Consider the following 9485-nt stretch of genomic DNA (forward strand, 5'->3'; position numbering starts at 1 on the left):
CGTTTAACAAAAAATTCTCACGTAAATGATCTTTTTCTATAGTATAACAAAAAACTCCCATCCCAAGCATATTTCAACAAGGGACGAGAGTTTTACTCTTTTACTTACGATTTATTTTATACAGATGTTAAGCTCTAGCTCTCCGTCTGCGCTTTTCTGGGATGTCACTCATCTCATTTACAGATACAACTTCTTTAACCTTTTTCTCTGGCTGAATCCAATATTTTTCATTTTCAGGTAGATCGTCAAACCAAGCTGCATCTTTCGGACAATCAAGCACCATAAATTTACCGTAATTTCCATCTCTCGATTGATGATATTTTAAATAAGCTTTCCCATCTTCAATTGCAAGAATTTCAATCTTACCAGAAGTATGACTCATCGAAAGGCGTACGCGTTTACCCAGTCCCGATGTCATCGCTTTCGCCTCTTCAACAATGTTGTACACTTCCTCTAATGTTAAGACGAAGTCTTCATTTCCTCGGACCGGACGGTTAACAAAGAAATAATAAGGCGTCACTCCAGCCCAAGAAAGTTTATCTAACAGCTCTCCAAGCACTTTCGGATCACTATTAATCCCTTTAAGTACCGGTGTTTGGTTAACGACAATCGCTCCTGCTTCATGGAGCGCTTGAAATCCTTTACGCGCTTCTTCCGTAATTTCTCTTGGATGATTCACGTGCGCCATAATGTAGACACGCTTTTCCGGTGTCGAATACTTACGAATAACATTCAATAATTCTTCATCGTTGTAAATTCTCATTGGGTTAAAGACAGGAAGTTTTGAGCCGATACGAATGATTTTAACATGATCAATTTCTCGTAGCCGTCCTAAGATCATGTCCAATCGTTTTGCCGATAATATGAGCGGGTCTCCACCCGTTAGTAACACGTTATTAATTTCCGGATGCTCGGCAATATATTTTAAACCTGGTTCGACATCAGACATCGCTTCTTTTACGTCGTTTCTAAATAGACGCTTGCGGAAACAATAACGGCAGTAAGCTCCACACACTTCCGAACAAATTAACAACGCTGTCGTTTTGTACTTATGCTGACAACCAGGAACAACATAGTTCGTATCTTCATCTGAAGCGTCCCATCTTCCGTAATCAGACAATTCATTCTCATTCGGAATTACGAGTTTCCGAATTGGATCATTCGGGTCGTCCCAATCAATTAAATTTAAGTAATAATCATTCACTCGAAAGACAAATTTGTCTGTAATCTGTTTTAATTTCTTTCGCTCTTCTTCAGGAATTTGCGTAATTCTATCGATATCAGTAATATATTTTGGTTGCATATTAATCGTATCCCCACCTCTTTAATAAAATTTGATTTATCCTTATGCTAACATAAACTTACTAATTTCACTAGTTTCAGAGTTGTGAACATGAAATTTTAAGCACCAATTGACAAGAAAGAACAGCTCGTAAAACTCTTAAAAGAAAAGAAGTAGAATCTCACATGCTCACTAAAAGCAAAATTTTATTTACACCTCTTGATTTGATGTAGGGGTTTTACGAACGATGGCAACGTGATAAAATCAAACAAGATGTTAGTTAACAAAAGGATGAACAAGAATGACAAATACAATGCCTACTCATTTTGGAGATAAACGCTATTACTCCTTGAATCGATATTTACGAAATAAATTTAAAACAAAAGTGTTTAAGATCCCACTTGACGGCGGATTTGACTGTCCGAACCGAGATGGGAAAGTCGCCTATGGTGGCTGTACATTTTGTAGTGTGAGCGGTTCGGGCGACTTCGCTGGCGATCGACGGGACAACCTTGAGACCCAGTTTATGAAAATTAAAACTCGAATGCACAAAAAATGGCCTGAAGGAAAATACCTCGGATATTTTCAAGCGTATACAAACACGTACGCACCAGTTGAAGAATTACGTGAAAAATACGAAGTTATTTTAAAACAAGATGGAGTCGTAGGGCTGTCTATTGCGACGAGACCAGATTGTTTGCCTGATGATGTCGTTGAATATTTAGCAGAGCTAAATGAGCGCACATATTTGATCGTTGAACTTGGACTACAAACGATTCATGAAGAAACAGCAGAGCTCGTTAATCGTGCTCATGATTACGCGTGCTATGTAGATGCAGTGAATAAACTTCGAAAACATAACATTGAAGTCGTATCACATATCATTAATGGGCTCCCTCAAGAAACACCTGACATGATGCTAGAAACCGCAAAGGCAGTTGCAAACCTCGACGTTCAAGGAATTAAAATTCATCTGCTTCATCTATTGCATAAAACAGCAATGGTAAAACAGTACGAAAAAGGACTGCTTGAATTTATGGACTTCGACACTTATATCAATCTCGTCGTCGATCAGCTTGAAATCTTGCCTCCAAATATGGTCATCCATCGACTTACGGGCGACGGTCCGATCGAGCTATTAATTGGTCCGATGTGGAGTACAAAAAAATGGAGCATTTTAAATCGTATCGAAGCCGAATTAGAAAGACGGAACAGCTGGCAAGGAAAATATTACAAAAAAGCAGTGGCAATCAAATGACTTTGCAACGTATTTTACCATTTTCTAAAACGTTGCTTCGCTCTATTCTAACTGATGGAGATATCGCAATTGATGCAACGGTTGGAAACGGTCATGATACAGTTTTTTTAGCAAAACAAGTTGGCAGATCGGGAAAAGTGTTTGGCTACGACATTCAAGCAAAAGCGCTTGAAAACACAAAGGAAAAGCTACTTAACGAACAACTTTTAGAACGTGTCACATTACTGCACAACAGCCATTCCGCACTACTTGAAACATTGCCACCTTCCGTTCATGGACATGTAAAAGCAGCAGTCTTCAACCTCGGCTATTTGCCTGGTGGAAATAAAAGCATCGTAACGAAAGCAGCGACAACAATCTCAGCGATCAAACAACTCCTCACTGTTCTCCAACCTAGAGGGCTTATCATTATCGTTATTTATCACGGTCATGATGAAGGTAAAACGGAACGTGATGCACTTTTAACTTATGTAAAGAAAATCGACCAACACTCAGCAAACGTTCTTCAATATCAATTTATTAACCAAAAAAATAACCCTCCTTTTATGATTGCAATTGAAAAAAGATAACCCCCGACTGTTGAAATACAGTTCCACCATTTGTTTTATTTTGATTATAAAAAGGACTTCCTAAAGGGGGTCCTTAAACTTAACTTTGGTAGCTTATGACCAAATTAACAGCCTTTCACTTACTTAATTTAACCCTACTTAAAAGTAACCCTAAAATTTCTTTAACTCCTCTGTCATACGCGTTAACTGTAGTTGTTCGAATTTTGTAAATCTTTTCTTTATAAAATGAAAACTGTGATATAATAAATTCAATAGAATGGCTTCGCATGAGGGGTTGGGTAGCACTGTCGATCTGCCGTTAGTCTTTTATTGGAGACTTCCCGGGAGGGAGGTGTTGCCTTTGGATATTGTTAGTGCGTTAACGCTCATGATATCGTTCGGGATGTTAGTAGCGTTTATCGTATCTAATCATAGCCAGAAAAAATAATCCCTCATGCACAGGTATGTGAGGGATTATTTTCCTAAGCAGCCTACCCCTCTTGACGGGGTTCAGTCTATTGACCATTCTATGTTCTAGATAGAGTGGTCTTTATTAATTTATACACTATTTATCTTTGTATGCTAATGATACCATAAAAGTCAACCATTATACACATTTCTTTTGTAAAATTTTTTCAACAACGTGAAATAAAAAATAAGTTATCTTCTTTTTAAACGACGATAAATTAATCCATTGATGTAAAAAAAGTTTGTCCAACGACCCCCTTGCTTTCGAATATACTTTGAAACCTCGGCAACGTCTTTTTGCTCGCTTACCTTTCGATCTGCTAAATAAATACCGAGCATCCCATCATTAATCATTTGATGAAATTTGACATCTGGTAATTGCTGAACACTTTCATCCGCTTGTCTTATAAAAAAGGCAAACCGTTTTTTAAGCTGTTCCTCATCATCATAATAAAAGCAAAAATTTAAATCACCACCATCGCGATCTTCTTGCTGATCAATAAAATAATCAAGCAAAATATGTAAACCTTGAACCCATGGGAAATAACTTTTTACAACTTGTGAAAACAAATCTTCTGAACATTGTTTACGCAACGAATACGAAATAAGACAAAAAATCCCGAGTGTTGAACCGGCGCAAGCAGAAAATTCGTACCAACTCATGTTGGGAAACTTGCCTTTGTATCGTTCAAACCATGCCACTAATCGAGGTACGCGCTCTTCCACTTTCACATGCTTATGCACTTGCAAATCAATGTAATATGTAGCAAGTTCGTGAGTAAATGAAGTGATTTTTTTCCGATATGGAAGAGTTCGAATGATAGATTGACACGTCTGGACGAGTTGTTGTAAATATCCACCATCGTCTTGCTCAGTCCGAAATTGATAATAATTAATTGGGGATTCCTCTGGTGTCAGTGCATGATACATGGCTTCATGCAACGAACGAAAATCATTCGGATTAAGGGATGTGCTTCGGTCACATAAATTATCTAAATAGTCGCTTATCGTTTGATAAGCGACTATAAATCGAATCGCTTCTTCTCTTCTATCCAACGCGAGTAAACCTAAGATCGCTCCTCCCTCACAATGAAATGTTTTTGTTGAAATACTTGCAAGCGCTTGTGTTCGTAATTCTTTATCTGGAATAGCCTCAGCCATTGCCTTCCATTCATTCAATTCCTCATGAACTTTTGGCAAAACATGTTTGTAAACTTGGCCCATTAGTGAAAATGCTGAAGATGGAACTGCCAATGATATACTCCTTTCAATAACTATCACCCATTCACTAATTTTTTTTGAACAAAATGTAATGCAAATTGAAACACTTGCTCCCGTTCAGGCTCATTAAACACTTCATGAAAGAGCCCATCCCATTCTTTATATATTTTCTCATGAATGGTCAAACGATCGAACCATGCTTTGACATCGTGTTTATTTACAATTCGGTCGTCACCACCTTGTAATACGAGAAGAGGCACATTTGGGAATTGCTCTGGTTCTTTGTGGGCGATATTCATTGCTTTGCGAAGTTCACGGTACCAACGTATTGACACTTTTCGATTATAAAGCGGATCAATAGCATCCTTTGCCTTTAACTCTTCGTTACGTGTTCCTAATCCCGGAGCAATATTTGTGTCCAGTCTAAACTTTGGTGAGAATAAATTTAGTAGTTTTGAAAACTCTTCTAACAACTTTGGCGGATTATTCACTAACCCTAAGCACGGAGAAGACAAAATCACCGCTTTAACAGGCAACGTTCGGATCATTAACGTCCGGATTAAGACTAGACCTCCCATACTGTGTCCAAACAGAATTATTGGCAGTCCCGCCTTTTTCGCTTCATTTATCCATATTACAACCGTGCGTATATAATCATCAAAAGACTTAATGTATCCTCGTAACCCATTCGTTTTGCCTTGGCCTGGTAAATCTCCCAATACGACATGACAGCCATTTTCATTCCACTTTTCCGTTAACCATTCATAGCGTCCGGAATGCTCACCAGCCCCGTGGACCATTACAATGACTGCGTAGGCCTCCCCTTTTGCCATCTTTATATCCATAAAGCACCTCTCAAAATAAATCAAATTCAGTATGAAAATTAGCATACATTTGGTAAACTTTATAATGTACAACGATATAGAAAGCAGGGAACATCAAGATGATATATCCTTATCATAACGCAAAACCAAACATACACGAAACCGTTTTCGTTGCAGACTATTGTACGATAACGGGTGATGTCTCAATTGATGAAATGTCAAGCATTTGGTTTAATACAACGATCCGTGGAGATGTTGCACCGACAAAAATCGGGAAACGTGTCAACATTCAAGACAATTCCGTTTTGCATCAAAGCCCAAACAACCCACTTATCATTGAAGATGACGTCACGGTCGGTCATCAAGTCATTTTGCATAGTTGTATCATTAAAAAAAATGCGTTAATCGGCATGGGGGCGATCATTCTCGACCAAGCTGAAATCGGCGAAGGCGCTTTTATCGGAGCAGGCAGCCTCGTACCCCAAGGGAAAAAAATCCCTCCGAATACGCTCGCTTTTGGCAGCCCTGCGAAAGTGATCCGTGAAATCAATGAGTACGATTTAAAAGAAATGGAACGGGTTCGACGGGAATATGTCGAAAAAGGGCAATATTATAAGTCTTTACAAGTACAAAAAGATTAAACGTGTGCATTGCCTTAATTAAAAAAGGACTTTCGGTTAATTTTTTGAAAAACTGACCGGAAGTCCTTTTTTATTATTCTGCTCTAAATTCCCCATACTTTCGATTGAAATATACGAGAGGCTCTCGTTCTTTTACTTCTCCACCAGTCACTTCCCCAAAAAACAAAATATGGTCACCAACTTCATGCTCTTCATAAACATCACACGTCAATGTCACGACCGCATCTTTTAAAACAGGTAAACCGTTTATGCGTTCAAAATCTACAGCTTGCTTATCTTTCATTTGTCCAGCAAAAATCATTGAATATTCTTGTTGTTCATTATTTAAAATACTAACGGCATATTTTTTTGCCTTTTGTAAAAGACTTAACATTCCTGCTTTTTTATCTATCGATACGACGACAAGCTTTGGGTCAAGTGAAACGGACATAAACGCATTTACCGTCATTCCATGAGCACGATCATCTATTTCTGTCGTTACTACGGTGATCCCTGTAGCAAACTTGCTCATCGCATTACGAAACGTTGTATTATCCAATCGGATCCCTCCTACATAATCCACTACATTTTCATTATGACTTTTTTTTATCGCAAAGACAAATGATTGATTTGCTTTTTATAAAACCTTTTGGTTATTCGTTGACATTAAAATAAATTTACACAATAGTCACGATGCGACAACCTTTTTAAAAGTTTGGACTTATAATCATAGTCAAAATCAGTTAGCGACCGATCGACCATACATATTGTAGGTATTTAGCCGTATGATTGACGTTCGGAAAGTTATTTTAAGGGGGATTTTATGGACGCAAAAACAAAAGAAATTGATCAGGAATGGATCTCGTTAATGCTTACGGCAAAAAAAATGAACATCACACCAGAAGAAATACGTCACTTTATTCACCAAGGATCAAACTCTGTAACAAAGAAAAAAACCATTCGTAATCAAGAGAACGGATGGCTATAAAAATTCACAACATAAAAGGGCTTTAACCTTAATCTATTAATCTGTCCTTAAGTCAAGCCCTTCTTTTTATTTTCTTTCTCTTACATAGATATAAATACTAGATAATCTTTCCTCTTGTTCACTTCTTCTTCAACAACAATTCTTTTTAATAGCTTTCCTACCGTATTTCTTGGCAATTCTTCGCGAATTTCAATTTCTTTCGCCACTTTATAACGGGTTAAGTTAAGATAGCAATGATCAATAAGTTCTTGGATTGTAGTTGATTGCCCATCCTTAAAAACGACAAATACCTTCACACGCTCTCCACTATATTCATGCGGAATGCCAACAACGGCTGCCTCTTTTACAGCAGGATGATCGTAAAGTACACCTTCAACTTCCTCGGGATAAATATTAAATCCACCTGAAATGATTAATTCTTTTTTGCGACCGACAATATAAAAGTACCCTTCCTCATCCATCATAGAAATATCACCTGTATAGAGCCAACCGTCTTTTAAAGCTTGGACTGTTTCATCTGGTTTTCTCGGTAACCTTTCATCACTTGAGGTCCTTTAATGATCAGTTCCCCGATCTCTCCAACCTCAACTTCATTCCCGTCATCATCCACTACTTTACTATCAATCAACGGGATTGGAAGACCAATACTTCCAATCTTTCTCGGTGCGTTAATCTGATTTCGATGTGTGGAAGGTGACGTCTCAGACAGTCCAAATCCTTCTAAAATAGGCACTCCTGTAATTTTTTCAAATCGCCGCAAAATTTCTAATGGTAAGGGAGCTGATCCGCTTGAACAAACTTTTAAGCTATCAAGACCAAAGTCTTCAACGTTCGGATGATTCACAAACGCATTATACATCGTCGGTACACCAGGAAAAAAACTAGGCTGGTACTTTTTAATTAATTCAAGTACGTGATCAACATCAAATTTACGTACGATTAAAATCGCTTGTGCAGAAAAAATAGAAACGTTCATCGCAGCAGTCATCGCGTAGACGTGATAAAAAGGTGTTGCTGCTAAGGTCACTTCTTTGCCATTTTCAAGGAGGTCGCTGTACATAGCATAACTTTGAACAACATTTGCTAACAAATTGTAGTGAGTGAGCATCACACCATTAACTTTTCCCGTTGTCCCGCCAGTATACTGAATGACCGCAACATCATCATGAACATCAATTTCGGCATAATTTTCAAGCGGTGTTGCATTGTCGATTAAGTCTTTTAGAGAATAAACAGGTGCAGATAGTGTAATATTTTCCGACCCGACTCAGGATCGTCGGAAAGAAAGACTGCATCAAAATGTGATTCTGAACCTAACTCTTCAATTGAACTGCGGTTCGAATCAGACACAACAATAAACCGCATCTCTACGTCTGCAACAATTTCTTGAAGTTCTCTCACCGTATACATCGGATGTACTTGAACAACGATAGCTCCTAACATTTGCGCCGCATAATTAGAAACAATGTAATCAGGATGATTGGCGAGCATTAAACCAATTCGGTCTCCTTGCTTCACCCCTATGTTCTTCCATGCATTTTCTAGACGATCAACTTTCTCTTTTAACTCACGATACGTCGTTTTCTTCTCCTCATAAATAATCGCCGTTGATTCGGGGTATTCATCGCATATTTTTTCTAAGATTAATACAAAGACCGGTTTGGAATTTTGAGTAAATCTTTATTTTTTTCACTACAAAATTTAAGCCACGGACGATTTTCTATTGTATGCAAATGAATCAAACCTCCCTTTTCATTGTGACTAATTATTCAAAGCATGTAAGAAAAAGAAAAGCGGGGCAATCACCAAAAACCCCGCTTTTATGTCTTCATTTACTATTATTCTATAGCTCCAACTTCTTCATAACATTTCAATGCTCCAGGATGTAAATATTCTTTTTCTAAACCTTCTAATGCTGTATCAAGTGTCATATCAGCAGCACGAGTCGGAACTTGCCTTTCAAATTCATCGTGAGCTTCCCATAAGAATTTCGTTAAATTATAAGCGTAATCTTCCGGTAAGTCACTACGCATCGTTACCATTGTCACCATGACATACGTTGGGATTTCTTCTGTTTAGTTTTTATACGTATTTGCTGGTAACGATCCAGCTGTAATTCCATAACCTTTTTCGACTAAACTTTCAAGCTTGTTTTCATCAAATGGAAGAATTCTTATCGGATTCGTAACATCAATTTCCTCAAACGCCTGCCTATCTGTCTTTTGGGTGACAGTCTTTATGCATGTGAACCTATCTTTGACATCTGTGAAAAAAAC

Annotated in this window: 12 protein-coding genes and 1 pseudogene; 4 read left to right on the forward strand and 9 right to left on the reverse strand. The window is 37.9% G+C overall.

The features are described 5' to 3' along the window. Positions 1-127: 127 nt before the first annotated feature. Positions 128-1303, reverse strand: a complete 1176-nt coding sequence (locus ABU914_RS10300) for a KamA family radical SAM protein (protein WP_379669644.1) — start codon at positions 1301-1303, stop codon at positions 128-130. A gap of 280 nt (positions 1304-1583) precedes the next feature. On the opposite strand from ABU914_RS10300, the gene mnmL reads away from it, so the two are divergent. Together mnmL and mnmM are read left to right on the forward strand one after the other, a co-directional pair. Further along, a complete protein-coding gene (mnmL, locus tag ABU914_RS10305; RefSeq protein WP_379669645.1) occupies positions 1584-2540 on the forward strand; it encodes a tRNA modification radical SAM protein MnmL/YtqA in 957 nt (318 codons plus the stop codon). Next, positions 2537-3109, forward strand: coding sequence for a tRNA 5-(aminomethyl)-2-thiouridylate-methyltransferase MnmM (mnmM, locus tag ABU914_RS10310; RefSeq protein ID WP_379669646.1), 573 nt, complete (start codon positions 2537-2539; stop codon positions 3107-3109). Before mnmL ends, mnmM begins: the two co-directional genes overlap by 4 nt. A 639-nt stretch (positions 3110-3748) precedes the next feature. Here the strand turns inward: mnmM and ABU914_RS10315 are convergent. Together ABU914_RS10315 and ABU914_RS10320 are read right to left on the reverse strand one after the other, a co-directional pair. Further along, positions 3749-4810: a tetraprenyl-beta-curcumene synthase family protein gene (locus ABU914_RS10315; protein ID WP_379669647.1), complete on the reverse strand. Its 1062-nt coding sequence runs from the start codon at positions 4808-4810 to the stop codon at positions 3749-3751. 23 nt (positions 4811-4833) lie between these two features. Then, positions 4834-5622 carry an alpha/beta hydrolase gene (locus ABU914_RS10320; RefSeq protein ID WP_379669648.1) on the reverse strand — a complete coding sequence of 263 codons (789 nt, stop codon included), beginning with the start codon at positions 5620-5622 and terminating at the stop codon, positions 4834-4836. 98 nt (positions 5623-5720) lie between these two features. On the opposite strand from ABU914_RS10320, the gene ABU914_RS10325 reads away from it, so the two are divergent. Then, positions 5721-6242: a gamma carbonic anhydrase gene (locus tag ABU914_RS10325; RefSeq protein ID WP_379669649.1), complete on the forward strand. Its 522-nt coding sequence runs from the start codon at positions 5721-5723 to the stop codon at positions 6240-6242. Between the two features lie 73 nt (positions 6243-6315). Here ABU914_RS10325 and ABU914_RS10330 read toward each other — a convergent pair whose 3' ends face one another. Next, positions 6316-6780 (reverse strand): flavin reductase family protein, encoded by a 465-nt coding sequence (locus tag ABU914_RS10330; protein WP_379669650.1) that lies wholly within the window; start codon positions 6778-6780, stop codon positions 6316-6318. A gap of 264 nt (positions 6781-7044) precedes the next feature. Here ABU914_RS10330 and ABU914_RS10335 point away from each other — a divergent pair, with 264 nt between their 5' ends. Next, positions 7045-7209, forward strand: a complete 165-nt coding sequence (locus ABU914_RS10335; protein WP_379669651.1) for an anti-repressor SinI family protein — start codon at positions 7045-7047, stop codon at positions 7207-7209. Positions 7210-7289: 80 nt separating this feature from the next. On the opposite strand, the gene ABU914_RS10340 is transcribed toward ABU914_RS10335, so the two are convergent. From ABU914_RS10340 to ABU914_RS10360, 5 genes and pseudogenes are all read right to left on the reverse strand, one after another. Then, entirely contained in the window at positions 7290-7673 is a 384-nt protein-coding gene (locus tag ABU914_RS10340) for an AMP-binding enzyme (protein ID WP_379669652.1), read from the reverse strand. 32 nt (positions 7674-7705) lie between these two features. Next, complete coding sequence (locus tag ABU914_RS10345; protein ID WP_379669655.1) at positions 7706-8461, reverse strand: AMP-binding protein; 756 nt, start codon at positions 8459-8461, stop codon at positions 7706-7708. Continuing rightward, on the reverse strand, positions 8431-8853 hold the full coding sequence (locus ABU914_RS10350) for an AMP-binding protein (protein WP_379669656.1): 423 nt from the start codon (positions 8851-8853) through the stop codon (positions 8431-8433). Before ABU914_RS10350 ends, ABU914_RS10345 begins: the two co-directional genes overlap by 31 nt. Before the next feature lie 194 nt (positions 8854-9047). Then, positions 9048-9275: a TAXI family TRAP transporter solute-binding subunit gene (locus ABU914_RS10355; RefSeq protein ID WP_379669657.1), complete on the reverse strand. Its 228-nt coding sequence runs from the start codon at positions 9273-9275 to the stop codon at positions 9048-9050. 9 nt (positions 9276-9284) lie between these two features. After that, positions 9285-9485, reverse strand: a pseudogene (locus ABU914_RS10360) (hypothetical protein); the annotation flags it as partial.

Origin of the sequence: Pueribacillus sp. YX66, from assembly GCF_041725775.1 — a bacterium.
In the GTDB taxonomy this organism is placed as follows: Bacteria; Bacillota; Bacilli; order Bacillales; family UBA6769; genus Pueribacillus.